At 58.6% G+C, this 26,127-nt stretch carries 22 protein-coding genes; 4 read left to right on the top strand and 18 right to left on the bottom strand.

All coding sequences use genetic code 11. The features are described 5' to 3' along the window. Nucleotides 1-316 precede the first annotated feature (316 nt). The 5 genes from C2U68_RS01980 to glnE all read right to left on the bottom strand — a co-directional run bounded on the left by C2U68_RS01980 (nucleotide 317) and on the right by glnE (nucleotide 12,046). A complete protein-coding gene (locus C2U68_RS01980) occupies nucleotides 317-3,058 on the bottom strand; it encodes an EAL domain-containing protein (RefSeq protein WP_140910831.1) in 2,742 nt (913 codons plus the stop codon). Further along, the gene (locus C2U68_RS01975; RefSeq protein ID WP_260839178.1) at nucleotides 3,055-5,991 is read right to left on the bottom strand and encodes a PAS domain S-box protein; all 2,937 of its coding nucleotides are present in this window, start codon (nucleotides 5,989-5,991) and stop codon (nucleotides 3,055-3,057) included. Before C2U68_RS01975 ends, C2U68_RS01980 begins: the two co-directional genes overlap by 4 nt. A gap of 9 nt (nucleotides 5,992-6,000) precedes the next feature. Further along, nucleotides 6,001-6,591 carry a YfiR family protein gene (locus tag C2U68_RS01970; RefSeq protein WP_140910829.1) on the bottom strand — a complete coding sequence of 197 codons (591 nt, stop codon included), beginning with the start codon at nucleotides 6,589-6,591 and terminating at the stop codon, nucleotides 6,001-6,003. A 16-nt stretch (nucleotides 6,592-6,607) separates the two neighbouring features. Then, a complete protein-coding gene (locus C2U68_RS01965; protein ID WP_140910828.1) occupies nucleotides 6,608-9,004 on the bottom strand; it encodes a TonB-dependent siderophore receptor in 2,397 nt (798 codons plus the stop codon). Between the two features lie 165 nt (nucleotides 9,005-9,169). Further along, nucleotides 9,170-12,046, bottom strand: coding sequence for a bifunctional [glutamate--ammonia ligase]-adenylyl-L-tyrosine phosphorylase/[glutamate--ammonia-ligase] adenylyltransferase (glnE, locus tag C2U68_RS01960; protein ID WP_140910827.1), 2,877 nt, complete (start codon nucleotides 12,044-12,046; stop codon nucleotides 9,170-9,172). Nucleotides 12,047-12,284: 238 nt separating this feature from the next. Here glnE and C2U68_RS01955 point away from each other — a divergent pair, with 238 nt between their 5' ends. Together C2U68_RS01955 and C2U68_RS01950 are read left to right on the top strand one after the other, a co-directional pair. Then, on the top strand, nucleotides 12,285-12,692 hold the full coding sequence (locus tag C2U68_RS01955; RefSeq protein WP_186289471.1) for a cytochrome c: 408 nt from the start codon (nucleotides 12,285-12,287) through the stop codon (nucleotides 12,690-12,692). Between the two features lies 1 nt (nucleotide 12,693). Then, entirely contained in the window at nucleotides 12,694-14,172 is a 1,479-nt protein-coding gene (locus tag C2U68_RS01950) for a porin (protein ID WP_260839177.1), read from the top strand. Nucleotides 14,173-14,234: 62 nt separating this feature from the next. Here C2U68_RS01950 and ubiB read toward each other — a convergent pair whose 3' ends face one another. From ubiB to hslV, 7 genes are read right to left on the bottom strand one after another with little or no spacing between them, the layout of a single operon-like run. Further along, entirely contained in the window at nucleotides 14,235-15,803 is a 1,569-nt protein-coding gene (gene ubiB / locus C2U68_RS01945; RefSeq protein ID WP_140910824.1) for a ubiquinone biosynthesis regulatory protein kinase UbiB, read from the bottom strand. A gap of 12 nt (nucleotides 15,804-15,815) precedes the next feature. After that, a complete protein-coding gene (locus tag C2U68_RS01940; RefSeq protein WP_140910823.1) occupies nucleotides 15,816-16,451 on the bottom strand; it encodes an SCP2 domain-containing protein in 636 nt (211 codons plus the stop codon). After that, nucleotides 16,452-16,640 (bottom strand): hypothetical protein, encoded by a 189-nt coding sequence (locus tag C2U68_RS01935; RefSeq protein WP_140910822.1) that lies wholly within the window; start codon nucleotides 16,638-16,640, stop codon nucleotides 16,452-16,454. 33 nt (nucleotides 16,641-16,673) lie between these two features. Further along, on the bottom strand, nucleotides 16,674-17,423 hold the full coding sequence (ubiE, locus tag C2U68_RS01930) for a bifunctional demethylmenaquinone methyltransferase/2-methoxy-6-polyprenyl-1,4-benzoquinol methylase UbiE (protein ID WP_140910821.1): 750 nt from the start codon (nucleotides 17,421-17,423) through the stop codon (nucleotides 16,674-16,676). A gap of 8 nt (nucleotides 17,424-17,431) precedes the next feature. Continuing rightward, a complete protein-coding gene (locus C2U68_RS01925) occupies nucleotides 17,432-17,821 on the bottom strand; it encodes a gamma-butyrobetaine hydroxylase-like domain-containing protein (protein ID WP_140910820.1) in 390 nt (129 codons plus the stop codon). Nucleotides 17,822-17,827: 6 nt separating this feature from the next. Continuing rightward, nucleotides 17,828-19,147 (bottom strand): ATP-dependent protease ATPase subunit HslU, encoded by a 1,320-nt coding sequence (hslU, locus tag C2U68_RS01920; RefSeq protein WP_140910819.1) that lies wholly within the window; start codon nucleotides 19,145-19,147, stop codon nucleotides 17,828-17,830. Between the two features lie 3 nt (nucleotides 19,148-19,150). Then, nucleotides 19,151-19,714 carry an ATP-dependent protease subunit HslV gene (hslV, locus tag C2U68_RS01915; protein ID WP_140910818.1) on the bottom strand — a complete coding sequence of 188 codons (564 nt, stop codon included), beginning with the start codon at nucleotides 19,712-19,714 and terminating at the stop codon, nucleotides 19,151-19,153. Nucleotides 19,715-19,929: 215 nt separating this feature from the next. Between hslV and C2U68_RS01910 the strand changes: the two genes are divergently transcribed. Continuing rightward, a complete protein-coding gene (locus tag C2U68_RS01910; RefSeq protein ID WP_140910817.1) occupies nucleotides 19,930-20,376 on the top strand; it encodes a hypothetical protein in 447 nt (148 codons plus the stop codon). Here C2U68_RS01910 and C2U68_RS01905 read toward each other — a convergent pair. Genes C2U68_RS01905 through C2U68_RS01890 form a run of 4 tightly spaced genes read right to left on the bottom strand, consistent with a single transcriptional unit; the run spans nucleotide 20,370 to nucleotide 23,073 of the window. After that, the gene (locus C2U68_RS01905; RefSeq protein WP_140910920.1) at nucleotides 20,370-20,834 is read right to left on the bottom strand and encodes a nucleoside deaminase; all 465 of its coding nucleotides are present in this window, start codon (nucleotides 20,832-20,834) and stop codon (nucleotides 20,370-20,372) included. The genes C2U68_RS01910 and C2U68_RS01905 overlap by 7 nt on opposite strands. Next, the gene (locus C2U68_RS01900; protein ID WP_140910816.1) at nucleotides 20,834-21,898 is read right to left on the bottom strand and encodes a homoserine O-succinyltransferase; all 1,065 of its coding nucleotides are present in this window, start codon (nucleotides 21,896-21,898) and stop codon (nucleotides 20,834-20,836) included. Before C2U68_RS01900 ends, C2U68_RS01905 begins: the two co-directional genes overlap by 1 nt. Nucleotides 21,899-21,911: 13 nt before the next feature. Next, on the bottom strand, nucleotides 21,912-22,760 hold the full coding sequence (locus tag C2U68_RS01895) for an ATPase (protein WP_140910815.1): 849 nt from the start codon (nucleotides 22,758-22,760) through the stop codon (nucleotides 21,912-21,914). Between the two features lie 10 nt (nucleotides 22,761-22,770). Further along, entirely contained in the window at nucleotides 22,771-23,073 is a 303-nt protein-coding gene (locus C2U68_RS01890; RefSeq protein ID WP_140910814.1) for a DUF6763 family protein, read from the bottom strand. 129 nt (nucleotides 23,074-23,202) lie between these two features. Here C2U68_RS01890 and C2U68_RS01885 point away from each other — a divergent pair, with 129 nt between their 5' ends. Then, nucleotides 23,203-23,415, top strand: a complete 213-nt coding sequence (locus C2U68_RS01885) for a SlyX family protein (protein ID WP_140910813.1) — start codon at nucleotides 23,203-23,205, stop codon at nucleotides 23,413-23,415. 16 nt (nucleotides 23,416-23,431) lie between these two features. Here the strand turns inward: C2U68_RS01885 and C2U68_RS01880 are convergent, their stop codons facing one another. Beyond that, nucleotides 23,432-24,760, bottom strand: coding sequence for a D-alanyl-D-alanine carboxypeptidase family protein (locus C2U68_RS01880; protein WP_260839176.1), 1,329 nt, complete (start codon nucleotides 24,758-24,760; stop codon nucleotides 23,432-23,434). A 242-nt stretch (nucleotides 24,761-25,002) separates the two neighbouring features. Beyond that, the gene (locus tag C2U68_RS01875; protein WP_260839175.1) at nucleotides 25,003-26,115 is read right to left on the bottom strand and encodes a PepSY-associated TM helix domain-containing protein; all 1,113 of its coding nucleotides are present in this window, start codon (nucleotides 26,113-26,115) and stop codon (nucleotides 25,003-25,005) included. Between the last annotated feature and the right edge of the window lie 12 nt (nucleotides 26,116-26,127).

Genomic DNA, 26,127 nt, shown 5'->3' with positions numbered 1-26,127 from the left:
GCTAACCCGGCGGCCGCTTTACTGTTAGCGAGGACACCGGATTAACGGGCTTAAAAAACCGCATTCTCCAAACGAGACCGAAGATGCGGAGATGCCACCGCGAGAGAAGCAATAGCATTTGATACAAATGATAATGATTCGCAATTATAAGTCAAGCAAAAATATATTCCCGCGCGAACGCTCGAGCCGGACGGGGCCGAATGCAAGCGTCAGCGGATGAAAATTCGGGATGGATGCGGAGAGATTGAGGTCTGCGCGCCGGCCGGACCAAAGCCGTAGAACGCCAGGAACTAGGACGCCCAGCGGCAAGACCCCGCTAGGGGCGGCTATCCAAGAGGCGTAGGTCGAGGTTTGTCGGTTGGTCGCTGGCTTCCTGTAACCGGGCCTGGAATTGTTCCAGCGGCAGCGGCCGGCCGAACAGAAAGCCCTGGTAGAAATGGCAGCCGTGGGCTTTCAGAAAGGCGAGCTGTTCTTCGGTTTCGACGCCTTCGGCCAAGCACTCTATACCCAAATTGTCGGCCATGCCGATGATGGTTTGGACGATGACCGCGTCGTTTTGGCTCACGCCCAGATTGTGCACGAAGGAACGGTCGATTTTTAACTGATCGAACGGCAGCTTGGTCAGGTAATACAGCGACGAATAGCCGGTGCCGAAATCGTCCATCGAAAAACTGACGCCGCTTTCCCTGAGTTGCTGCATTTTGACGATGGTATCGTCGATATCGGCCAACACCAGGCTTTCGGTCAGTTCCAGTTTCAGGCGGCTGGGACAGAGTCCGTGACGCGCAATCGTCCGGCGGACCTGGGCGACGAAATCGGCCTGGCGAAATTGCGGCGCGCTGACGTTGACCGCCAGTTGCAGGCCGTCGAATCCGGCTCGGCCCTCCCAATTTTTCAACTGGGCGCAGGCGCTATCCACCACCCAATTGCCGATTGGCACAATCAGCCCGGTTTCCTCGGCCAGCGGGATGAATTCCGCCGGCCCGACCAGACCGCGTTGCGGATGTTGCCAACGGATCAAGACTTCGGCGCCGACAATGTTGCCGTCCTGGTCGACTTGCGGCTGAAAATAGAGCAGGAAACCGTTTTCTTCCAGTGCCCGGCGTAAGTCGTTTTCCAGCGCGGCTTTGGTCTCCAGCGCTTGTTGCATTGCCGGGTCGTAAAACTGCATGCTGTTGCGGCCGCTGCGTTTTGCCTGATACAGCGCGGTATCGATGCATTTCAGCAGCTCTTCTACCGTGGTATCCGGATCGCGAAACAAGCCGACGCCCATGCTGGCCGAGCAATGGTGCTCGTAGCCTTGCAGCGGGTAGGGGCGGCTGATCGCGGTCAGGATTTTGCTGCCTATCATTTTGGTTTGGGCCGAAGCCTGCCCCGGATCGGCGTTAAGGCCGTTCAAAATCACGACGAACTCGTCGCCTCCCAGCCTGGCTACGGTGTCGCCTTCGCGTACGCTGTCTTCCAGACGGCGAGCCACTTCGACCAGCAACAAGTCGCCGTGGTTATGGCCTTTGGTGTCGTTCAGCGTCTTGAAATTGTCCAGATCGATGAAGAGCGCCGCACCGTGGCTGGCGGCGCGGGCGTTGGCGACGATGGCCTGATGCAGGCGGTCGTAAAGCAGGCGGCGGTTGGGCAGGCCAGTCAGCGGGTCGTAAAATGCCAGCCGCTCTATTTCGGCTTCGGCTTGTTGCTGGGCCCTGCGGCGGCTGAAGTTGTCCAACGCAATATCAATGTCGGTAGCCATTTCCAGCAACAGGCCGCGGGCGTCGGCGTCGAAAGCGTCCACTTCGTCGGCATACAACACGAACACGCCGGCGCCCTGGTGCAAGGGCAGAGCGGCAGACGCTTTCCAATTGGCTTTTAGCGCTTGGGCTCGCCATGGCAGCGTTAACGGATCGTTTTGAAAGTCCTGACACCAATAAGGCCGTTGTTCGCGGATCGCAACGCTGGTGGGACTGCGGCCGAAGGTGCTGCCGGCGGTCAAGGCCATGTCGATGGTTTGCAGTTCGTCGGCGCCCTCGCCGAAACTGGCGCATGGGCGAAGCGCGCTCCGGTCGGCAGTCAGCAGGCCGACCCATGCCATCTTCATGCCGCCGAATTCCACCGCAGCCTGACAAACGCTGAGGAAAAGGTCCGCCTCGTCGGCGGACTGGACGATGGCTTTATTGCACCGGCTCAATGCGGCGTAGAGTTGCATGTGGCGCTGGATTTTGGCCTGGGCCGCCCGGCGTTCGCTAATGTCGCGGGCGATACCCAGCACGCCGATCAACTTGCCGTTTCGGTCCAGTACCGGAGTTTTCAGGGTTTCGAACAGGCCGCGGTAGCCGTTGTCGGCAAATTCCAGCCATTCCTCGTTGGCGCATACCTTGCCGGCCCGCACTGCTTTTTGGTCGTTGTCGCGGAAAAAGTCGGCCAGTTCGGCGGAGACGAAGTCGCGGTCGGTTTTGCCGACGATCTCGGCTTCGCCGGCACCGTACAGGCGTTCGAATTGGAGGTTACAGGTCAAATACACCCCGTTCGGATCTTTCAGCCAGACCAGATCGGGAATGGTATCCAGCAGGGTGTGCAATTGGGTGTGGGCTGAAATGTAATCGTCCAGCGTGGTTCTGAGTTTTTGCTCGCTCTGGTAAAGTTGGCTGCTGCGTTCCGCCACCGCCTCTTCCAGCCGGTTGCGCAGGCGTTCGATTTCCAGATGGGTCCGCACCCGCGCCAGCAGTTCTTCGCGCTGATAAGGCTTGGACACATAGTCCACCGCCCCCAAATGGAAGCCTTGTACTTTTTCTTCGGTTTCCGAGAGCGTACTGACGAAGATGACCGGCACTTGCCGCGTGGCCGGGTGCGCTTTCAGCCGACGGCAGACTTCGAAGCCGTCGATGCCGGGCATCATGATGTCCAACATCACCAGATCCGGTGGGTTGTCGAACGCCGATTCCAGTGCCAATTCGCCGTCGATGGCGGAGCGGACCACGTAGCCTTCCGCCCGCAGCAGTTCCGACAACAGCTTCAGCGATGCCGGGGTGTCGTCGACGACAAGAATTCTGGATTGACGGCTGGTCATGTCGAATCGCCTCGATTGGCTCGCAATGCTTTCAATATCGCTGGATAGTTATAGTTTTCGGCCTGCAGCGCCAGTGCTGCGGCCAGTTGCTCATCATGCGCCCGGACTTGGCCGATGGCGTCGGCGATACGTTGGTTTTCCAGGCTTTTCAAGGCATTTTCCAGATCGTAGCGCACCGCAGCCGGCAGCTTGCGCAGGCTCTCCGTGCTGAAGGCCGGCGTCTCGGTGGCCGGCGCATTGGCACAGCGGTAACGTACCCCCAATTGCCGGGCCAGGCAATCGTAGATTTCGGCCGGATGGTAGGGCTTGCCGATAAATTCGTCCATGCCCGCTGCCAAAATTTCGTCGCGCTGTTCGGCAAATGCCGACGCCGACACACCGATGATTTTTACCGCATTGCCGCCCGGTAAGGCCCGAATGGTTTGGGTGGCTTCCAGACCGTCCATCACCGGCATTTGCCGATCCATCCAGATCAGGTGCGGTTTCCAACTTTGGAACAGTTCCACCCCGTCCCGGCCGTTTTCGGCCAATTTGACCTTGAAACCGACGGCTTCCAAGATCCAGGAAAGCAGCAGTTGATTGTCGGTCTGGTCTTCGACGATCAGAATCCGGTACTCAGGTTGGTCCGGTGCCAGCCCCAACACTTCGCGTTCGTCTGCCGCGGCCTGCTGAGGGGCGCCTTTGGCCGGTTCCGATATGCGTAGCGGCAGTTCGACTCGGAACAGCGATCCCTGGCCCTCGACGCTTTCCAGCCCGATACTGCCGTTCATCAATTGTACGAATTGGCGGGTGATGCTCAGGCCCAGACCGGTGCCTTTGCTCGCGGCGGTTTGGCCGATCTGGACGAAGGGTTCGAAGATGCGTTGCCGGTCTTGCTCGGCGATACCGATGCCGGTGTCTTCTACCTCTATCAGCAGGTGCGCAGTGGCGTTAAGTTTGCTGCGCAGGCGAACGGTGACGCCGCCCTTGAACGTGAATTTCAAAGCATTGCCGACCAGATTGATCAAGACTTGGCGTAAGCGGGATTGGTCGCCGACGATGAACTGCGGAAACGCCGATGCCCGATCGAGCGCCAGGCTGAGCCCTTTTTCGGTGGCGCGCGCGCGCATCATGTTCAGCACGTCGTCGACCATCGCCTGCAGGTCGAAAGTCGCTTCCGCCAACGGTACTTGGCCGGATTCGATTTTGGCCATTTCCAACACTTGGTTGATCAGGCTGAGGAGATGTTCGCCGCTACGATTGATGATGTCCAGATTGCGCAGATCGCGCTCCGCCAGTTGTGCGCTTTTACGCATCAGGCTGGAGAATCCCAGAATCGCGTTCAACGGTGTGCGCAGTTCGTGGCTCATATTAGCCAGGAATGCGCTCTTGGCTTTATTCGCAGTTTCCGCCGCGTCTCGCGCCATTTGCAGTTCTTCGGTACGGTGCTGCACGGTTTCTTCCAAGCGGTCGCGGTAATGGCGCAGTTCTTCTTCGGCTCGCTTGCGCTGGCTGATGTCGCGGCAGATCGCCAAATTGTAAGTTTTGCCGTCGAACTCGAAAGCGTTGCCGGTGATTTCCACCGGAAACACGCGGCCTTGACGGGTGCAATGCATGGATTCGAACTGAATTTGCCGGTGTTCCAACAACTGCGGCCAGAATTCTCGCCACATTTCCGGCGTCCAAGTCGGGTCGATGTCGTACACGCTCATACCCCCTGTCAATTCGGCGACACTGTAACCCAGGGTATGGGCTCCGCTTTGATTGACGTACAAAAACCGCGGGTCGTTTTCGCCCATCAGCAGGATGGTTTCCCTGACTTTGTCCAGTGCGAAGCTCAGCAATTGCAAACGCTGTTGCGCCTGTTTGCGTTCGGACAGATCATAAAACAAGCCGACGAAACCGCCGATACGGCCGCTTTCGTCGCGCAGTGCCGTCACCGAAAGATTGACCGGCAAGCGGCTGCCATCGCTGCGGATAAACGTCCATTGGCGTTCTTCAGGCGAATGATATTGCGCCAGGGCAGTGAACACGCCGAAGTCCGGCGTTATGGTTTGGCCGAATTGCGCCGAGAGCTCGCCAGCGCAGAGTGCGATCTCTTCGCTATCGTGCCACAACGCCGGTGTTGCCCGCCCGACCACCTCTGCGGCCGGGTAGCCCAACAACCGTTCCGCGGCCGGGTTAAAACTGGTGACGATGCCGTCGCAGTTGGTGGATACGATACCGTGGGCGGCGTTGTCCAGAATAGTGCGTTGAAACAGGTTGAGCTGGTGCAAGGCGTCGTCGCGTTGTTGAATCGCCGCCATCATGGCGTTGAAATTGCGGCCGAGCCGGGCCAGTTCGTCGTTGCCGTCGGCCGGCACCCGTTGCCGGTAATCGGCTTCGGCTCGCACCCGCTCGGTGGCTTCGGTTAACGCCGCGATCGGCCTTACCACCGTGCGGCGCAAAACCATCAACTGGCTCCAGGTAACTCCCATCAGGATCAAGACCCCGGCGCCGAATAACCACAGGGTCTGACGCGTTTCGCGGTTCAATTGTTTCAGATTCATGCTCAGGCGCAGACGGGCGCCGCTGGGGAGGGTTTGCACCCAGTCGGCATGAGCCGAAGCCAGATAAATGCCGTCGCGGTTGTCGAGGCCGGCGAAATTGGTTTCAGCCTGATTGCCGAGCTGAGCCAGCAGTCGGCCGTCGCTGAGGACGATGTGTGCCCCCAGCAATTGCGGATTGTGTTTCAGCGTATCCAGAATTTCCTGGGCGCGTTGGCCGTCCTCGAAAGCCACCGCGCTGTCGGTGCCGACCGCGATCAATTCTGCGTAGGGTTCCATGATCTGATGGACCCGTTGCTCCAAAGTCAGGTTTTGATATATCAGCAAACCGCCGCCGAGCAATATGAAGATCAAGACAGCCGATCCCCACAATATCAGAGATAGCCGGTGGTGAATGTTCAATCGCATCGGCATTGCTTACCTCATCCGGCGCAAGGCGCCGTTGAACAGGACGCTGGTGGACACCTCCAGCATCTTGGTTTGAATGGTCAGCGAAACCGCTCGCGCTTGGTCCAGATTGATGCTCATGCCCACCCGGTCATCCACAACGAAGCCCACGACTCCGCCGGCGTCGAGAAAATCCGGCGCGTCGCCGATCGTCAATACCGGCTTGTTGCGCAATTCGGCGAGTGCTTGTTGGCGTTGCCAAGGTTCCGGGTAAGCAATGTAAACCAATTGGCAAGCCGGCAATTCCGCCGGCCGCTGGGCGCGAACGATGCGGAAGCCGCGGCCTTGCTCGGTGCGGTTGCGCAAGGTATCGTCCAGAATCTCGCCGAACGGGTCCGGACCGAGGATGCCGACGCACCAGGGGGCACCGTTGTCCGGCAAGGCTTGGTCCGGCCAGACCACATAATGGGCGAAATTGCGCAGAAAGGCGGCTTTGACCCGGTACGGGTTTTCCTGAGTCGAGGCCGGAGCCGGCGCTAACGCGCAGAGCAGCAGAGTCAGCAGGCCGAATGCCCGGATTCGGCCGGAGCCGCTATGCGAAAACTTGATGCCGTATTGCATGCTCGTGCCGCCGCAGTCAGTACTTGACCGAAAAGTTGACCATCAACTCTTGCGGTCGACCGCGGCTGCTCTGCGACGGCCGGTAATGTTCGTCGAGCAGGTTTTTACCGATCAGGTCGACGCTGATGCTGTGGCCGCCCACTTGCCAGGTGTAACCGACCAAGGCATTCAGTAGGGCGTAGGTCTGGTAGGCCGAACTCGGCGTGTCCGGTAACAAGGTCTGGTCGAACACCAAGTTGACGCCACCGCCGATATGCAGCCCTTGCAGCGGGCCGGCGTCGAAATCGTAGCGGGTCCACAGATTGGCCAGATGCGGCGCGCTCATTTGTAGCGGCGCATTGTGAAAGCGCCACGCGTTCTTGTAATAGGCGCGGCCGGTCGCGTCCAGCGTGTTCGGATCCTGGGCCAGGATGGCGGCGTCGTTGCCGGTGAATTCGGTAATTTTGGCATCCATGAAACTGTAGGACAGGTACAACTGCCAGTTCTCGGCCAGCCTGGCCGTAGCGTCCCATTCGATACCGCGCGAGCGTTGCTTGCCGGTGGGGACGCCGTAGATGGTGGTGATACCCAAGCCGTCGGTTACGGCCAGATCGTTGACGATGTTTTTGTTTTCGATGTCGAAGAAGGTCAGCGTGCTCGACAGGCGGCCGGCGAACAGGTCGGCTTTCAGGCCGATGTCGACCCCGCGGCCTTCGCTCGGTACAGGGATGCCGCGGCTGCCGTCCAGGTTGTTGACCAAAAACGTGGCGGGAACGAAGGATTCGGCATAGGTGGCGAAGGCGGTCCATTCCGGCGTGATTTTGTAGAGCAGGCCGTACTGGGGCGTGAGTTTGCTGACGCTGGTTTGCGGTTGGGCGACATTGGTCAGACCGTCGCTGACTTGGCTGGTCGTGGAAGTCCAGCGCCAGCCGGCCAACGCCAGTAGCCGGTCGCCGAACAGGCCCAGGGTGCCGCCGCCGTAAACCGATTTGTCAACGGCGCCGACGTCCTGGTTGAAGCGGCCGGCGGTCAAGGCCGATAGCGGAATCGCGGTATTCCGGTTCCAGGTTGCCGGGTTGCCCAAGTCCCACCGCGGCAGCGGCGAGGCGATCGGGTTGTTGCCCAAGGCCGGATCGTTCGGCGCCTGGCCGGCATTGCGGTGGAAATTGCGGTCGACATACTGGCCGCCGAGCAACAAGCGCAGGCTGGCGAAACCCAGGTCGTATTTACCGACGCCCTGAATTTCGATGGTGTCGTCGCGGTTGGTATAGTTTTGCAGCCGTACCCGCCGGCCTTGTATTAGCGTGGCGTTGTTCGACATCCCCAGGTTGCCGCTGAACACGGCGTCGATATCGTATTCCAGATGCGAATAGCCGGCGCGCAGATTCCAGTGTTCGTTGGCTTTGAAGTCGATCCAACTGCTGAAATTATTGGTTTTGCTGTGGCGGAAGTCGCTATAGGCCATGCTGTTCCAGGTGTCCGCCAGCCCCGGCACGTCGACGCCGGACAGGTTGGGGTCCGCCGTGCTGGGGATCAGTCCGGCCCAGGTGCTGTAGCCGGGTTTTTGCATCAATTGCGGTTCTTCGATCTTTTCGAAGTGTTCGAATTTCAGCGAGACGCTGAGCCGGTCGCTAGGCTGCCACAGCAGGGATGGCGATAGGTTCCAGGAATGGGCGTCGTAAGCGTCCCAGTAATGCATGTCCTGGTCGTAGGACGCCGCCAGGCGGTAGGCCAGCGTGGCGGAGGCCGGGCCGGTGACGTCGGCATCGAAGCGGTATTCGCCGTAAGAGCCGTAGCGGGCGTCGGCGCTGGCGGCAAACCGGCGCTGCGGTTGTTTGGTGATGACGTTGACGATGCCGCCCGGCGCGACCTGGCCGTATAAAAACGAGGCCGGGCCTTTAACCACCTCGACCCGGGAAATATTGGTGAAGTCGAATATCGAAGGGCCGTGCACGCCGTCACGCAGGATCTGGATATTGCCGCCGGCCAGCGAGCCCACGGTGAAGCCGCGGATGGCCAGATTGGCATTGCCTTCGTTGAAATCGTTGCTGCGGTAGGTGACGCCGGGCGAATAGCGGGCGATATCGAAAATGTCGCGCGGTTTCTGGTCGGCAATGAACGACTCGGTGAAGGCCTGCAAAGCGAACGGCAGCTCGCGGATCGGCGAATCGAAACGGGAGCCGGATACCGAATTGGATGCGCTGTAACCGCGGTCGAGTTGGCTGGACACTTCGAACGGCGAGACCTTGACGCCGACCAGTTCGTCGATGTCCATGTCGGCGACGTTTTTGGTTGTTGCTGCCGCTTCCGGGGTGGATGCCGGCCGGTAAACCTCGCCGACTTCCGCGCTCGTTTTCGCCGTCGGCGCGACCCCGAGCGCCAAACCGGTCGCAACCGCGCCAAGTCCACCGAATCTTGGCCAACGTCGCGTCATATTTGAGCCTCCCCAACAGCGGTTAGTCAACGTTGCCGTCCGGTTTGGCCGATCAAATTCCTCCAGTCGCTACCCGCTCGGGCAGGGCGATCTAAGGCATCATAGCACGGGGTCGCCGCAACGGATTACTGTTGCACCCGGCTTGCGGTTTACACCGGAAACCGTTCACAGCATATAGTGCCGCCACAGCCGCTCGACTTCGCCGCGCAATTCGGCAAACTCGGCGCCGTCTGCGGTGGCGCTGAGTCCTTGCAGGACCTGGTGGTGGCCGTAATCCCGGTAAGCGCAGTAGGCTTGCTTCAGCAAGTCTGCGTCAGCGGCCGGCATCAAACCGTGCTGTTGCAAGCCTGCTAACAGACGCACGTTGTCGGTGTAGGTGGCAAGGTCCGGATAGTGTGCGGTGCCGGCCAGAATCGAGTATTGGACGATGAACTCGATGTCGGCGATGCCGCCGGCGCTGTGTTTCAGGTCGAATACCGCCGGGTCTTTCGGCGCCAGATTGTCGCGCATCTTTTCCCGCATTTCCCGCACCTGGGTCTGCAATTCGGCCGGATCGCGCGGCAGCGCCAGAATTCGGGCCCGAATCGCTTCGTAATCGGCTTGTAAATGCTTGTCGCCGGCCACGAAACGGCCGCGCACCAGGGCCTGGTGTTCCCAGGTCCAGGCTTGGTCCCGCAGATAGGCTTCGTAGTGGCCGATATGGGTTACGAGCAAGCCGGAGTCGCCGTTCGGCCGCAGCCGCAGGTCGGCCTCGTATAGCACGCCGGACAGCATCTTGGTATCCAGGATATGGCGGATTTTCTGGCCCAGCCGCAAATAGAACTGGGCCGTGCCGATCGGTTTTTCGCCGTCGGTGGTAGCGTTGCCGTCGGCGCAATCGTACAGAAACACCAGGTCCAGGTCGGAGCCGTAACCGAGCTCGATGCCGCCGAATTTGCCGAACGCAATCACGGCGAAAGCCGCCGGGTCCGGTCCGGTGCCGGGCGGGCAGCCGTGTTTGGCGGCCAGCATGTGCCAGGCCCGTTCCAGTACCTGCTCCAGAATCGCTTCGGCGATCCAGGTCAGATAATCGCTGACGATCATCACCGGAATCGCGCCCATGATGTCGGCGGCGGCGACCCGCAACACGTTCAGGTGTTTGAACTGGCGCAGCGCAATCATCAGCTGTTCGCCGTCCTGCTGGTCGACTTTATTCAGCGCCCGCTGCAAGTCTTCGCGCAAGGCCTGTTTCTGCAACGGCTCGTACAGCGAGCGGGTGTCCAGCAGTTCGTCGAACAAGATCGGATACTGTGCCAGATACTCGCAGATCCAGGGACTGGCCGCGGCCAGCGTGATCAGTTGTTGCAAGGCATCGGGATTTTCCGCGAGCAAGGCCAGATAGACGTTACGGCCGGATACGGCTTCGAACAGTTGCAAGATGCGCAGCAAGGTGGTGTCGGCATGCTCGCTGCCGGCAACCTGTTCGATCAGCTTCGGCATCAGCCGGTCCAGCACGCCGGCGCCTTTGGCGGTCATGCGTTTTACTGCGTGGGAGTCCTTGAAATCGGCGACGGCTTTTTGCATGGCTAGCGGGTCGGCGAAACCGTAATCGGCCAGCGCCTCCAGCGCCTGTTCGTCGTCGGCCCCGGCGGTCCAGATCAGGCGCGCGCTTTGCCGCTTGTTGTCCTGGTCGCTGAGCGAGAACACCTGTTCGAAAATTTCGTGGACCGAGGCACGCACCCGATCCAGTTCCTGCTTGAATTCCTGCCAGTCGGCGAAATCCAGCGAATAGGCCAGCAACAGCTGTGCCCGCGGCTCGGCGGGCAAATCGTGGGTTTGTTTGTCCTGGTATTCCTGGATGTGGTTTTCCACCCGGCGCAGAAAGCGGTAACCGAATTTCAGCGTGGCGACGTCGTCGTCGCCCATCAATTGCAAATCGCGCAGTACGTCCAATACAGTCTGGATTTCCCGTTGCTGCAGCGCGACGTCCTGGCCGCCGCGGATCAGTTGGAAGGCCTGGCCGATGAACTCCACTTCTCGGATACCGCCGGGGCCGAGCTTGACGTTTTCCATCCGGTCTTTGCGCCGCAATTCCTGCGTGATCTGGAATTTCAACGAACGCAATTCTTCGAAGGCGCCGTAGTCCAGATAACGCCGGTAAACGAAGGGTTTGATCATCGCCGCCAGTTGCTTGCCGCTGACGAAATCGCCCGCCACTTGGCGCGCCTTGATCATCGCGTAGCGTTCCCATTCCCGAGCTTGGGTCAGGTAATACTGTTCCATGCCGTCGAAATTCATGATCAGCGGGCCGCTGTCGCCGAACGGTCGCAACCGGACGTCGGTGCGGAACACGAAACCGTCCACGGTGATTTCGTCCAGCATTTTCACCAGCGAGCGGCATAGCCGGGTGAAGAATTCCTCGTAGCTGATTTCTTTTTTGCCGCTCAGTACGCCGTCCTCGGCGTAGGCGAAAATCAGGTCGATGTCGGACGAATAATTCAGCTCCCAGGCGCCGAGTTTGCCCATGCCCAATACCACGATATTGAACGGAGTACCGGCGGCCAGCGTCGGCGTGCCCCAGCGCTGGCAGGCCTGGCGGTATAAAAAATCCAGCGCGGTCTGGATGCAGGTTTCCGCTAGTGCGGTCAGATCGGCCAGGGTTTCGTCCAGATCGGACCAGCCGGCCAGATCGCGCCAGGCGATTCTGACCATTTCCCGGCGCCGAAACAGCCGCAACGCGCGGGCCAGAGTCGGTTCAGAATCGGCCGAGACCGCGCTCGGCGCCAGCGCGGCGGCGTAGTCCTGCCGGCGTAGCGGGGCGAACAGGTCGCCCGAGTCGATCAGTTCCGGCAGCAGACCGGGGTGGCGCAGCCAGTTGTCGCTGATGAACTGGCTGCAGGCGCAAACCTTCAATACCGAAGCGCGGAAGCGGTCGTCGCCGAATGCGGCCAGATGCTCGGGGCTAGAAACCTCGGTCAGTCTGGCGCAAAAATCGCCGGCCCAGGCTTGCAATTCATCGGGTAAATGCGCCGAATGCTGCGACAACGTATCGAAAAGCGTCATTGGCCGGTTCCTGTAGTTGTAAACGGAAGGGCATGATACCTAAACTGCCGAGGTCTGAATAACAATATCCACACTATGATTAAGGCATGTTTCCGCAGCGTTTTCCCGGCGTTCCGGCGTTGACGCTTTGCGCCTGCACGCAGCCAGCCCAAAGGGGGCTTTCACCATGAAAAAAATTTACCCGATACTCGTTTTATCCGCGGCAGCGGCGGCCTGTTCGGCGCCGGAGCCAAAAAACTTGAGTAGCTCAAGCGGTTGGAGCCAAACCGGAACGCCGGCCCTGCATGCGGTTCGCGACGGCAAATTACGTGAACTGATGGATCGAATGGACAGCCTGATGCATGAGCGATTTATGACAGAGACCCAAATCGATGCCGAGCGGCGCAAGTACGCGCGGCAGATTGCCGAGACTGCGCATAGCCTGTCGGCGAACGTCGACGCCATCATCGCCAGCCTGCCCGGTCTGAACCTTACCGCTGACGAACAAACCGCGTTTCGGGCGTTGGCGGCAAAACTGCGCAGCGAAATGGGCTTGTTGCAACAGCAAGCCGAATCGAATCGTATCGATCAAATCAGCGACAACCTGCATGAAATCAACACCACCTGTACCTCGTGCCACGCCTTGTTCCGCAAGCTGGGAGGTTAGTGTGAGTAGAGCGGGCAATTTTTTACTGAAATTGGCGGCGCTGCTTGCCTTGTGCGGAGCGTTGTCCGGTTCGGCGGCAGCGGACGACGACATCAAGGCTCTATTGGGGGCGATGAGCCGGCAGATCGAGGACTTGAAACAGCAGGTGGCGCAGTCCAATCAGCGCATCGGCCAGTTGGAGCAGGCGCTGAAGGTCTATAAAAGCGAGCAGCAATCGCCACAAGCCAATTTGGTCGGGGCTGCGGGCGTTCAGCCATTACCGGCCTCGGCCGCCGGCGCCGGTAATTCCAAGGAAAAAGCGGTTGTAACGGTTGGCGATACTAAAGGCACATTCAAAATTCCGGGGACCGATACTTCGTTAGGTCTGGGCGGATTTGTCAAAACCGACCTGCTGTTCAACAGCGTCAGCGCCGGTCGCGACCGTTTGGGCGACCAGCAATTGGCGATGTCGCAAATTCCGGTCGGCGCTGCCGGCGAACGTAGCCAGATTGCTTTCCACGCCAAGGAAAGCCGCTTGTGGTTCAAGTCGTTTACGCCGAGTGAGTGGGGCGACGTCAACACCTTCGTCGAACTGGATTTTTACGGCGATCCGGCCACCTATAGTTATACGCCGCGCTTGCGCCATGCCTACGGTTCGTTCGGCCATCTGCTGGCCGGCCAAACCTGGACTACGTTTTTGAACGCGTCGGCTTTGCCCGACAACCTGGATGTGGGCGGCTCGGCCGGCGCCCTGGCTAGTCTGCGTCAGCCTCTGGTGCGCTGGACCGAGCCGTTTACCTGGCTGGATACGCCGATGGAAGGGCTATTGGCGCTGGAAACGCCGCGCAGCCGGCTATGGGTGGATAACCATCTGGAGACGGGAAGCGCGAACCGGGCGGCGGCCGGCGATCCTAATCTGGATGCCGCCTATTGGACGACGCCGAACGCGGATCGCTATCCGGATTTGGTTGCTCGCCTGAATTTGAATCCGGAATGGGGCAACATGTCGCTGGCCGCATTGGGCAGGCAGTTGCGTTACACCAATAGCAGCAACGGTTATCGCCAGGATGCTTGGGGCGGCGGTGTCAATTTATCCGGCAGGATCAATACCGTCGGCCTGGATAACATCCGTTTCATGGCGCATTACGGCAAGGGCGATGCTCGTTACGTGTCGACAACCAACACCTTCGCCGATGCGGCGCTGGATAGCCACGGCGCGATAGAGTTGTCGGAGAGCTACGGCGCTATGCTGGCCTACCAGCATTGGTGGGACAAGCAATGGCGTTCCAGCCTGACTTACGGCTTCGCCCAAACCGACTATCCGTACTATGCCAATCCGGTATTGACCCGGCAGGTGCAATCGCTGCACGCGAATTTGTTATGGAGCCCGGTCAGCCAGGCCATGCTGGGCGTGGAATACACCTATGCCGACCGAGAACTGATCGACGGCCGCGACGGGGTGCTGCAACGGGTGCAGTTTTCGGCGAAATATAGTTTCTGAGGTGGGCAAGTTGGCCCAGCGTTCGAGCCTGTAATAAGTCGGAGCCGAAATGTCGCGGCGAATCAGCCCCGCAACAACGGCGATTGCAGGATCAGCGCTGCCGTAATCAGCACCGCGGCGCCGAAGATGGCGCGCAGGGTGCGGGTGTTGTTGCGCTTGAGTTGTTTGCGCAGTTGGATCATTTCCTTTTGCTGGTGTTGCAATTGCTGCTGCATATGCGCGGCGCTTTGCAGGGCTTGAAACACCAGGCCCGGCACTTCCGGCAGTTGTTCGCCGATTTCCGGAAACTTGCCCAGCAATTCCTTGATTTTCTTTTCCGGACCGATGCGTTGTTTGAACCAGTTTTCCAGGAACGGCTTGGCGGTTTGCCACAGGTCCAATTCCGGATAAAGCTGGCGGCCCAGGCCTTCGATGTTGAGCAGGGTTTTTTGCAGCAGTACCAGTTGCGGTTGTACCACCATGTCGAACCGACGCGCGGTCTGGAACAGGCGCAGCAACAGCAGGCCGAAGGAAATGTCCTTCAGCGGCTTTTCGAAAATCGGTTCGCATACCGCGCGGATCGCCGCTTCGAATTCCTCGATCCGGGTGGTTGGCGGCACCCAGCCCGATTCGATGTGCATTTTCGCCACTTTCCGGTAGTCGTGATTGAAAAACGCCAGAAAGTTTTCGGCCAGATAACGCTGGTCGCTGTCCGACAAGCTGCCGACGATACCGAAATCCACGGCCAGGTATTTATCCGGCAGTTGCACGAAAATGTTGCCGGGATGCATGTCGGCATGAAAGAAATTGTCGCGGAACACCTGGGTGAAGAAAATTTCGACGCCGCGCTCGGCCAGCTTTTTGAAATCGGCCCCGCCGCGGCGCAAGGCATCGATATCGCCGACCGGGACGCCGTAGATGCGTTCCATCACCAGTACTTTCCGCCGGGTCAATGGCCAATGGATTTCCGGGATGTAAAGCATCTCCGAGTTTTTGAAATTGGCGCGGATCGCGCTGGCATTGGCGGCTTCGCGGACCAGGTCCAGTTCGTCGAGTATGGTTTTCTCGAATTCGGCAACGATTTCCATTGCCCGCAGCCGGCGGGCGTCGGCCCAGAAGCGTTCGGCCAGGCGGGCCAGTTCGTACAACAAGCCGACGTCGGAATGGATTTTGTCTTCGATGTCGGGCCGTAGTACCTTGACGATGACTTTCTCGCCGCTGGGTAGCGTTGCGGTATGGACTTGGGCCACCGAGGCCGAGGCCAGCGGCGTCGAGTCGAATTCGGCGAACGCTTCCTCTATCGATTGGCCGAGCTGTTGTTCGATGATTTTGCGGGCGGTGTCGATCGAGAACGGCGGCACCCGGTCCTGCAATTTGACCAATTCTTCGGCGATGTCTTCCGGCAGCAAATCCTTGCGGGTCGACAGGGTCTGGCCGAATTTGACGTAAATCGGCCCCAGGTCTTCCAGGGTACGACGGATACGTACGCCGCGCGGTTCGCGTGAGTTGCGGGTCCAGTAATTCGGCGAAAAGAACGCCAGAAACCGGATCGGTCGGAACAGATGAGTTCTGAGTACGATTTCGTCCAGACCGTGAAACATCATCACCCAATTGATATGCATCAGGCGTAGCAGTATTTTGGGGCGAATCACGGTGGCGGTCCTTTAGTCAGACTCAGAGGTGTTGTCGGAAGTTGTGGTCAGCCGATCCAGCCGGGCGGCAAGGCGGTCGCAATCGCTACGGCAGGCGTCGATGCCGCGGAACAGCAATTCGGCTTCGGCCTTGGCCGGCAGTTCGCGGGTTTCCTCCTGCAGAAATTCTTCCAGGTTTAGCCGCAGCGTATGCAGGTTTTGACCGGTCCAGCGTTGGCCGCCGCGAACGATATCGCCCAGTTGCCGCGCCAGTCGCTCGCCGGTGACGCGGGCCAGTTTGCCCTGCAGATCGATATCGAGTTTTTCGAACAGGCGCTGGAATTTGCGGGCCAGTTGTACGTCGCCGGCCAGGCGCACTTCGCCCTTGAACAGCGAACGCATCGGCGTGGCGCTGAGGCCCATCAGGCCCAGCGACGATAAGGAACCGCTCAGGGTGGCGTCGGCCGCCGCCGGATAACTGTCCAGGATACGGATAGTGTCGCTGCCGGGACATAAAAACAGGCTGCTGCCGAAGGTATCGATCCGCAATTCAATGACCTTGCCCGCCATCGGCGCCAGATATTGTTCGCTGTGGCTGTCCAGCGCCAGATAGCGGACCAGTGCCGCTTCGAGTGCGGATATCAGCAGTGGTTTAAGCGAGCCGGGCATTTATTGAGCCTGCTGCTGCTGTTGTTGCTGCAGATAATCCCGCATGTCTTCGTTATCGATCCGATGGTATAAATCGGCGACGGCTAAGCTCAGACCGACGCTGTCGAAGCTGATATTGTCGTCGAGAGAGGAGTGCGTCGGTCGCCAATCGGCTTCGCTGATCGGATATTGCGCCTGTTGCAGAGCCATCTTCGAATCTCGCTACCGGGTCCGTAGGTCGGCTTAAAACTTGTAACCCCGGTGCACGGCAACGATGCCTTGGGTCATGTTGAAATATTCGCAACGCTCCAGGCCGGCGTTTTCCATCATTTGCTTCAATTCGTCCTGCTTCGGGTGCATCCGGATCGATTCGGCCAGATAGCGGTAACTGTCCTCGTCCTTGGCCACCACGGCGCCGATTTTCGGCAGGATGTTGAACGAATAAAAGTCGTAGACTTTTTCGGTGATCGGGTCGATCGGATGCGAAAACTCCAGCACGATGACGCGGCCGCCCGGCTTCAAAACCCGGTACATCGAACGCAATGCGGCGTCCTTATCGGTGACGTTGCGCAAGCCGAAGCCTATTGTCACGCAGTCGAAGGTATTGTCGGCGAACGGCAGGCATTCGGCGTTGACCTGGGCATAGCGGATATTGCCGGCAACGCCTTTGTCGATCAAGCGGTCGCGGCCGGTGCGCAGCATTTCCGAATTGATGTCGGCCAATACCACCTGGCCGGATTTGCCGACCCGTTTCTCGAACAGCAAGGTCAGGTCGCCGGTACCGCCGGCCAAGTCCAAAACCTTATCGCCCTCGCGAACATTGGCCAGTTGCACCGCAACCCGTTTCCAAATCCGGTGGATGCCGAGCGACATCAGGTCGTTCATCACGTCGTATTGGCGGGCGACCGAATCGAAAACGCCGCGCACCAGCGCGACTTTATCTGCCTTGGGGACCTGTTTGAAGCCGAAATGGGTGGTATTGTCGTTTGTCATGATTCGATTCAGTTGTGTAAGGGCGAGCGGCGGCTGATGCCGGCGGCTTGCAATGCTTCCAGGTAAGCCGACCAGAGCAGCGGGAAATCGGAACCCAGCTTGTACAGCAAGTCCCAGCTATAAATGCCGGTGTCGTGGCCGTCGCTGAAGATGAGTTTCACCGCGTAATTGCCGACCGGCTGAATGTCGGTAATGGTGACGTCTTCCTTGCCGGTCTGCAGAGTTTCCTGACCGGGGCCGTGGCCGACCGCTTCCGCGGATTGGGTGAAAACCCGCAGATACTCGCTGGGCATCTCGAAGATGCTGCCGTCGTCGAAATGGATTTCCAAAATCGCCGACACTTTGTGCAGCTTGATTTCGGTGGGTTGGCAATGGCAGGGAGTGATGGCTACGCGCATGGTCGGTTATAAAATGTAGCGGCTCAAGTCTTCGTCGTCGGCCAGTTCTAATAGGTGGGCGTCGACGTAAGCGGCGTCGATGACGACCGATTTCTCCGGCAGATCTGGCGCGCTGAAGGAAATGTCTTCCAGCAGTTTTTCCAGAATCGTATGCAGGCGGCGGGCACCGATGTTCTCGGTCTTTTCGTTGACCTGCCAGCCCAGTTCGGCAATGCGTTTGATGCCGTCGGCGGTAAATTGCAGATCGACGCCTTCGGTTTTTAGCAAGGCTTGGTACTGCTCGGTCAAGGACGCATCCGGTTCGGTCAGAATGCGGACGAAGTCGTCGGCGCTGAGTGCGTTCAACTCGACCCGGATCGGAAAACGGCCTTGCAGCTCCGGGATCAGGTCGGACGGTTTGGTTAAATGGAACGCGCCGGAGGCGATGAACAGGATATGGTCGGTCTTGATCATGCCGTATTTGGTGGTGACGGTGCTGCCCTCGACCAGCGGCAGCAAATCGCGCTGCACGCCTTCGCGGGAGACTTCGCCGCCGCCCGTTTCCGCGCGTTTGCAAATCTTGTCGATCTCGTCCAGAAACACGATGCCGTGCTGTTCAACCGCTTCCAGCGCCGATTGTTTGATTTCCTCTTCGTTGACCAATTTGCCGGCTTCCTCTTCCTGAAGCAGTTTCAGCGCGTCCTTGATTTTCAGTTTGCGCGATTTGGTGCGGCCGCTGTTCAGGTTCTGAAACATGCCCTGCAACTGGCTGGTCATTTCTTCCATGCCCGGCGGCGCCATGATTTCGACGCCGACCGACGGTGCGGACACGTCGATTTGGATTTCCTTATCGTTCAAATCACCTTCGCGCAATTTTTTGCGCATTTTCTGCCGGGTGGATTCCTCGGTATCCGACAGCATGCCGCCCTCGGCCCGCGGCAAAAGAATGTCCAGTACTTTGTCTTCGGCGGCGTCGGCGGCGCGGTTTTGCACCTTTTCCATGGCCGATACCCGCGTCATTTTTACTGCGCTGTCGATCAGATCGCGGATGATGGATTCCACGTCGCGGCCAACGTAGCCGACCTCGGTGAATTTGGTGGCCTCAATCTTGATAAACGGCGCATTGGCCAGTTTGGCCAGGCGGCGGGCGATTTCGGTTTTACCGACACCGGTCGGGCCTATCATCAGGATGTTTTTCGGCGTGATTTCGTCGCGCAACTCGGGCGCGACCTGACTACGGCGCCAGCGGTTACGCAAGGCAATGGCGACTGAACGCTTGGCGTCGGCCTGACCGACGATGTGTTTGTCCAGTTCGCTGACGATTTCTCTCGGGGTCATTTGACTCATGGTTTACTCTTGCGGCGCCGCTTGCGGTTCGGCGTCCAATTCTTCGATGCGTAAGTTGTGGTTGGTATAAATGCAGATGTCGGCGGCGATATTCAAGGCCTTTTCGACGATGTCGCGCGCACTAAGTTCGGTATTTTCCAGCAAGGCGCGGGCGGCGCTTTGGGCGAAGGCGCCGCCGGAGCCGATGGCGATGAAATCGTGTTCCGGTTCGATTACGTCGCCGGTGCCGGAGATGACCAGGGAAGTTTTGCTGTCGGCGATGATCAGCAGTGCTTCCAGTTTACGCAGGGCTCGATCGGTACGCCAGTCTTTGGCCATTTCTACAGCGGCGCGGGTCAGGTTGCCGCGGTGTTTTTCCAGTTTGCCTTCGAAATGTTCGAACAGGGTGAAGGCGTCGGCAGTGGCGCCGGCGAAACCGGCTATCACTTTGTCGTGGTACAAGCGTCTGACTTTTCTGGCATTGCCTTTCATTACGGTGTTGCCCAAAGTAACCTGACCGTCGCCGCCGATCACGACCTTGTCGCCGCGCCGGACCGATAGAATTGTGGTGCCTCTGAAGTTGGTCATAAGCTGGGAAACTGAAAACGGAAAGGCGGCGATTTTACATGTTCTGGGCTTGGATGGGTTAGAAGTTTAGCAAGCGCAGGCCTTGTCGGAAAAAGGTTCGGAGATTGAACAAAGCACTAAAACTGATTAAAGTTGAAACTGCTGGTATTTTAAGGATGCGCCGTTTTGTCGGGCGCTTCCAACATTACAACAACAATAACAACAAGAGGCTAGTCATGAATTTGTCGATTCGCTGGAAAAGCGCGCTGCTGTTGGGCGCGATGGTTTTTTCGAGTGTGGCGTTGGCGCTGACACCGGAGGAGGAGGAACGGTTAAAGGAATGCAAACGGCCCAAATTTCGCGATTTCGTACCCGAACATAAGGCCGAAGTCGATGCTGGGGTCGATATGTCGTTCCATGTCTCGCACAATGCCGATCCGTTGTCCATCAGTGCCGAGGCCCGCGGCGAGAAAATGAAGGTCGAGGTGGTCGATAAAAAGACTTTTTATTTCGTTAAATCCAAATTGCCGCAACTCAGTCCGGGATTCGCCCGGATCCACGTCATGGCCAAATCGGCCGAAAGCAAAGTCGAGTCCGGCTGCTGGGGGCAGGACGGCTGGTTGATCAAAATCAAGGGTGAAGAGGCTGCGGCCAAGCCGGCAGTTCCGGCAGCGGCTCAGTAGCGGATTTTATCGGTCTGGATTTGCCATAAGCGGAACGGTTCCGCGGCAGATTCGAGCGGCAGATGCCGCATAACGATCTGGCGCTGCTCGGCAGGTTTGTCGATTTCAGTGTAAATCAGGCTGTCGTCAAAGCCGGCTTGGGCGGCATCGTCGCGACTACTGGCGAAATAGACTGCGTCCAGCCGGGACCAATAAATCGCGCCCAGACACATCGGGCAGGGTTCACAACTGGTGTAGAGCACGCAGTGTTTCAATTGAAAGTCTTGCAAATACTGGCAGGCTTGGCGGATCGCCAGAACCTCGGCATGGGCGGTCGGGTCCATGTTCTCGGTGACGCGATTGCCGCTGGCGGCGATGATGCGCTGGTCTCGCACGATCAGCGCGCCGAACGGGCCGCCGCCGTTGCTGACGTTGAAGCAAGCCAGTTCTACCGCTTGATGCAGAAAGTCCTGGTGCATCACAGGCCCAGCGGATTGCGCGGATCGACGCCGTCCATGAACGGCAGTCGGCGGTCTTCGTTGGTGATTTGGTAGACCTTGCCCAGCCAGTTGTTGAATACGGCTTTGGCCGAGTCGCGCCAGGTGATGTCCAGACGTTCGACGATTTGCTCCTCCGGCATTGCCGTTAGCTGCCGGCCGCCGTGGCGGGCGGCCTGGACGTGGCTGGCGTAGTCGGCCAGCAGGCGTTTCGCCGTTTCGTCGAAATAGTGTTCCGGATAGGGCGGATAATCGTCGCGTTCGGCGCGGTAATAGCGCAGTACCTCGCGTTTATATTCCTTCAACAAGCTGATGTCGTCGTACTCCGGATGGCCCTGGAAGAACACGATCCGGAAGCCGTCCGGGCTGACCGCCAAATGTACGCCGGCCTGGTCGCTGGCGACTAATACCTTCAAGCCTTGTTTTTCCATGTCGCTACGGAAAACCTCGTTGAACCGAGAATGCGGTACATCGAAGCGGGTATTGATTTCGGATACCAGCGGGTGGTTGCGATCGACCACCTTGTGCGAGTAGACCCCCCAACGCTTGGCCGGCAGCCGGGTGCGTTCGATACCGTAACAATGCTGAATCAGAGCATGGGTGGCGAGGCAGGAACAGAGCACCGAAGTGACGTTTTCCTTGGCCCACTCGAACACTTCGGTCAGCGGCCGCCAAAAATCCTCTTCCTGTAAATGGTCGTGGGTGACGTTGGCGCCGCTGATGATCAAGGCGTCCAGGCCGTCGCGTTTGATCTGTTCGAAGCTTTCGTAATACTTGGCGATATGCGCCAGAGTTTCCGGGCCGCGCTCCAGGCCGTCGATGGTAAACGGGTGGACGTGGAACTGGGCAATTTGGTTGCAGGCGCCGACCAGACGGAAAAACTGGCGTTCGGTGGCTTCCAGCGCGGCATCCGGCATGATGTTCAACAGGCCGATGTGCAATTCGCGGATGGATTGGTGGGCGGCGCGGTCCGGCGTCAGAATCTCTTCGCCTTCTTCCTGCAAGCGGCGGAAAGTCGGTAATTCGGTATGAGCAACTAAAGGCATGTCAGTGGGCCGCTCAAGCGCTTTGGCGGGCGATCGCCGCGGCGATCAGTTGGACGAAATCGTCCTCGGTTTGCACTTTGGCGGTTTCGTCGGCGCTGATCGTGTAACCGTACTGGGCGGCGATTGCCTCGTAACGCGGCACCCGGGCCTTGAACAATTCCGGAAACACCCAGCTGACGAATTCGTCCGGCGGAATCTGGTCGGTGTTCTGGTAGTTGCGTTCGCGCATGAATTGCGCCAGCTTTTCATCGACGAATTCCGGCCGGTAATACAGCGGTTTCGGATCTTGCTTGGCGCGGTCGATGATGGTCTGTTCCAATGCCGGCGGAATTTTGATGTAAACGATCAGCGTATGCTTGGCCAGGTTTTCCAGCACTTCCGGGCAATCCAGTTCGCAGACGCTGCCGCCGGCGTCGTTGATGAAATGCTTGTAGCCGTAGATGGCTTCGGCTTTATGGATGAAATCCGGCACGTCGTTCATCGCCGCGATTTCGGCTTGATGGTGCAGGGCCTGGCGGCGCTTGAATTCGGCCTGGCTCAAGCCGCCTTTGCCGGGGTCGCCGATTTTGCCGAGGAAGCTGGATACCGGCGCCAGATTGTCGACGGTGATGTTGCTGCAAATATAGATCGAGTCGGACTTAAGCAGGTCCCGCAAAAACGGCACGCCCATCGCTTGCTGTTTGATGTTGTCCAATATCGGTTCTTCCAGGTATTTGGTGCCGATCCGGTAGTCGCCGGAATAATGGAACCATTTGTCTTTGGGCAGTTTGGCCGATAGCGTGGTTTTGCCGGCGCCGGACATGGCTAACAGGGTGATGCTTTTGGACTCCCAGTCCAAAAACTGTTGCGGGGTCATTCTCATAAGGTCGTGTTTAATCCAAAAAGTCGCTGATATCCAAATCTTCCGAATCGGCCCGGCTGTGGCGGTCCGGATCGGTATAGCCGAGATCGTCGGCTTCCAGATCGTCGAACGGTGCGCTCCAGTCGTCCGGATCTTCGATGTAATCGATGGTCGAGCCATACCACGACTCGTTATCGTACTCGCCTAAATCGCCGTTGGCGTATTGCACTTCGATCGATTCGTCGGCTCCTTCGATCGCCACTACCTTGAAAGTAAGATTGCTTTCCAAATCTTTATACCAACGGCCGATGACCGGATCTGCAATGGTTGTCATGGTTGCATCCTCGCTGTGTTGATGTGGTGGGCAATGATAGCGAGTTTGGCGGGGCGGTGCGAGTGCGCAGGCGTAAAACCGCGATCAAATTCGATTAGAATGTGCCATTACTTGCAGCTTTAGGCCGTTATGAACGAAGAACGCATTATCGAATTGGAGATTAAGCAAGCGTATCAGGAAGACCTGATTCAGGCTTTGAACCAAGTGGTGGCCGACCAGCAAAAACAGATCGGCAAATTGGAGGAGACCTGCAAGTTGCTGCACGACAAGATTAAGAGTTTGGCGCTGAGCATGGCCGAGCGGCCGTTACTGCCGCTCGACGAAAAGCCGCCGCATTACTGAGCTGAGCGGCGGCCGGTTAAGACTTGGAGCGGTTGCGGTGACCGATTTTGCCGTGGTTGCCGGTCGCAGCCACGGTTTGTTTAGGTTGCGGAAAGGAGCTGCAATCCAGATTTTTGCCGTGCAGGCGGCGGCAGAAATCGCGGCTGTCGTCCTGTTGCAGGCCGGTCCATTGGCTGAGCCAGACGGTGCCTCTTTTGTTTTTGCTCTTGACGATACGCGGTTGGCCGCTTTTTGCCAACGGGCCTAATGCGTTGCGGACCCGCTGCAGGTTGATGTCGGCATCGATTTTGCGCGGAAAGCTGCCCAGGCTGACGTTCCATGATGCGGCGCTATAGCGGGGCTGCGGCTTGTTTGCCGCCAGCAGCCGGCGCTCGCGGCTTTCCGGCGTTTCGTTGATCCGAATCGGTTCGTAACGGCTGATGGCGCCGGAGTCTGCGCCCATTTGCGCGGCACTGCCGGCGCAACGGTTAGATGCCAATTGAAACGGCGGCGGCAATTGCGCGGTATCGTGCAATTGCGAGATGTGTTCGCCCAACTGGCTGTTGCCGCTCTTGGCAAAGCCCATATCCAACAGGTTGCCCATTTGCTCGAAACGTTCGCCGCTGCTGTGGGCGCCGAGCAGTACGCCGATGATCCGGTGGCCGTTGCGTTTGGCCGAAGCGATCAGGTTATAACCGGAGCCGCAGGTAAAACCGGTTTTGAAGCCGTCGGCGTCGGGGTAGGTTTTCAGGATCTTGTTGGTATTCGGCATTACCCGGCCTTTGTAACGGAATTCGGTGGCCGAAAAGTAATGGTAATACTGCGGGAAATCGCGCAGCACCGCCGCCGATAACAATGCCAGGTCGCGGGCGCTGCTGATTTGGCCGTCGTCCGGCAGGCCGCTGGCGTTTTCGAACGAACTGCTGCTCATGCCCAGGCGGTGGGCGGTTTGCGTCATCATCGCCGCGAAATTGGATTCGGTTCCGCCCAATCTTTCCGCCAACACCACCGCCGCATCGTTGGCCGAGCGGGTGGTGACGGCCATGATGGCTTGTTCGACGGTCAGGCTTTGCCCGGTGCGCAAGCCCAATTTGGAACTGGGCATAGATGCGGCGTGTTTCGATGCGTAAACCGTATCGGTTAGTTTCAGGTTGCCGGATTCCAGCGCGGCAAACGTCATGTACATGGTCATGACTTTGGTCAGCGAGGCCGGATACCAGCGCTGGGTGGATTCATTCTCGTGTATTACCCGGCCGCTGTCGGCGTCGATTACAATGGCCGCATAGCGGGCGGCCGCAAACGGGCTCTGCAGCATCAGGCAAGCCAGGGATATCAGGGCGAAACGGGGCTTAGGCAGGCGGCTCAAGTTATTACTTTGCTCCAGGAAGGTTGTGTAAGCGTTTGACGATATTATTTAATCAGAAATTTCAATTTCGACAAAGGCGGATTTCGTGGCGGGTTGGATGGATTCGACTGGCCGAGTGGTGGATTTTTACCGGGATCGGCCCGGAAAACCACGCTCTACCGTATCGTAGTGCCAATCTTGGCGCCGAAATCGCTCTCCGCGGGCACCGATCGGCAAAATAGCAAAAACCGGCGGCTTTCGGGTCAGATGCTGCTGCGCAGTTTGAATTTGTGACGGGCTTGGCGTTTTTGCAGCCAGCGAATCAGGCCGGTGACGAACAGCAGCGGACAGGCCAATCCGGAAATCAACACCAGCAATTGTCCGGTCAAACCGAAGGCTTCGCCGGTATGCAAGGGATGCAGCCAATTGATCAGCGTGTCGGAACCGCCCAGCTCGGCGGGATTGCTGACCGCCAATACTCGGCCGCTGTATTGATCCACCCAGACATTGGTTTTCGGGAAGCGTTGGCTGGGCTCGCCGTCTTGGCGCAGATTGATGCGGAAACTGCCGCCAGCATCGTGCGGAGTTTCGATCCAGCACAAGCGGGCGTCGGGAAAAACCGACTGGCCGGCGGCGACGGCTTGATCGAGGCTTATCCGCTGCTGTCCGGCGCGGGCCGGGAAAGATTGCGGTTTGGGCGTGGGCTGCAGGGGCGAAAAATAGCCGAACAGCGGATTGGCGTATTGTGGGATTTCCAGGGCAACGCCGCTCAGCGCCAAAACCAGCATCACGATGAAAGTGTAAAAACCCGCCAATTTATGCAGATCGTAATTCAGCCTTTCCTTGCTGGCCTTGGCCTTAACCGTCAGCGCGGTTTTTAGTTTGCTTAGCGGCGGCCACCACAGGTAGAGGCCGGAGATCAGCGAAATCAACAAAAAGCCGCCGACAATCGCCATCAAAATTTTACCGGGCTCGTCCAGTAACAGTTTGTAATGCAGGTCGTACAGCCAGGTCATCGCAAACTCGCCCCAAAAGCGGTTCGCCAGCACCTGGCCGGTGTAAGGGTCCAGCGAAACCATCAAAGGGGCGAAACCGTGGTGGGCGGTTTCTTCCGGTTTGTAATAGCGGGCGGTGACGGCGCGGTGCGGGTCTGCAGGAATTTCCAGGCGCCAGCCGCGTTGCCGGCCAGGTTCCGCCTGGCGTAAAGCCTGGTACAGGGCTTCGTAGCTTTGCCGCTGTGCATTGGGCTGGGCGATTACCAATTGCGGATTCAGCCATTCGTCGAGATCCAGATAGAACACCAACAGGCTGCCGGTCAGACCGGCGACTGCAATAACCAAGCCCAAGCTCAGACCCAAATGAAGATGGACCGCCAACCAAAGCTGGCG

Origin of the sequence: Methylomonas koyamae, assembly GCF_006483455.1 — a bacterium.
Lineage (GTDB): Bacteria > Pseudomonadota > Gammaproteobacteria > Methylococcales > Methylomonadaceae > Methylomonas > Methylomonas koyamae_B.
The sequence above is the reverse complement of the archived record's forward strand: the minus strand, read 5'-3'. Positions and strand labels throughout refer to the sequence as shown.